We start from the raw sequence: 677 nt of genomic DNA, 5'->3' as shown, positions 1-677 counted from the left end.
GGCCGGTGTTGGCGTCGGACGAGTCGGGCATGTCCACGGTCGAGTACGCCATCGGCACCGTGGCGGCGGCCGCCTGCGCGCGATGCCGCGCCACCACCACCGCACCGAGGTACGCCCCGGCCCCCGTAACGGACAGCAGCACCGCCACCATCCAGGCCGCGACCAGGGTGGCCGCGCCCCGATCATCCCGAGGGCTCGGCCACCGAAACAGCCTTGGCCACAATCTCGATCGCCGGCAACAACTTGGAGTGCGCGACCACGGTGGCCACCACGAACTCACCGTCGCGGTGCACCTCGACGCGCGCCCCGCCGGGGGCGACGCGGCGGGCGACGCCCACCGCCGAGCCCTCGTCCCCGCGGGCGGCCAGGCGGGCGGCCTCCCGGGCGGCGTCCACGCAGCGCACCTGCATCGACACAGCCGTGATGCCGGCCAGACACAGCACCAGCACGACGACGAGCGTGGCGATGCCCAGCGCGGCCTCGACGGTGGCGGCACCGGCACTGCCGGCTAGGCCTTGGTGTTGAGCGCGCGGCCGATGATGTTGGTCAGCGCCGACACGATGGAGTCGCCGGTCACGACGGTGTACAGGATCGCCCCGAAGGCGGCCGCCGCCACGGTGCCGATGGCGTACTCGACCGTGGACATGCCCGACTCGTCCGACGCCAACACCGTCGCC

At 73.6% G+C, this 677-nt stretch carries 2 protein-coding genes and 1 pseudogene; 1 reads left to right on the top strand and 2 read right to left on the bottom strand.

The window, feature by feature from the left end:
* Positions 1–5 precede the first annotated feature (5 nt).
* Positions 6–74: pseudogene (locus tag A5680_RS25705) on the top strand (DUF4244 domain-containing protein); the annotation flags it as partial.
* A 108-nt stretch (positions 75–182) separates the two neighbouring features.
* Here the strand turns inward: A5680_RS25705 and A5680_RS25695 are convergent.
* Both A5680_RS25695 and A5680_RS25170 read right to left on the bottom strand, forming a co-directional pair.
* Positions 183–473, bottom strand: a complete 291-nt coding sequence (locus tag A5680_RS25695) for a TadE family type IV pilus minor pilin (protein ID WP_082970323.1) — start codon at positions 471–473, stop codon at positions 183–185.
* A gap of 35 nt (positions 474–508) precedes the next feature.
* Positions 509–670 carry a DUF4244 domain-containing protein gene (locus tag A5680_RS25170; RefSeq protein ID WP_082970336.1) on the bottom strand — a complete coding sequence of 54 codons (162 nt, stop codon included), beginning with the start codon at positions 668–670 and terminating at the stop codon, positions 509–511.
* Between the last annotated feature and the right edge of the window lie 7 nt (positions 671–677).

Source organism: Mycobacterium sp. E2989, from assembly GCF_001667595.1.
GTDB lineage: Bacteria > Actinomycetota > Actinomycetes > Mycobacteriales > Mycobacteriaceae > Mycobacterium.
The sequence above is the reverse complement of the archived record's forward strand: the minus strand, read 5'-3'. Positions and strand labels throughout refer to the sequence as shown.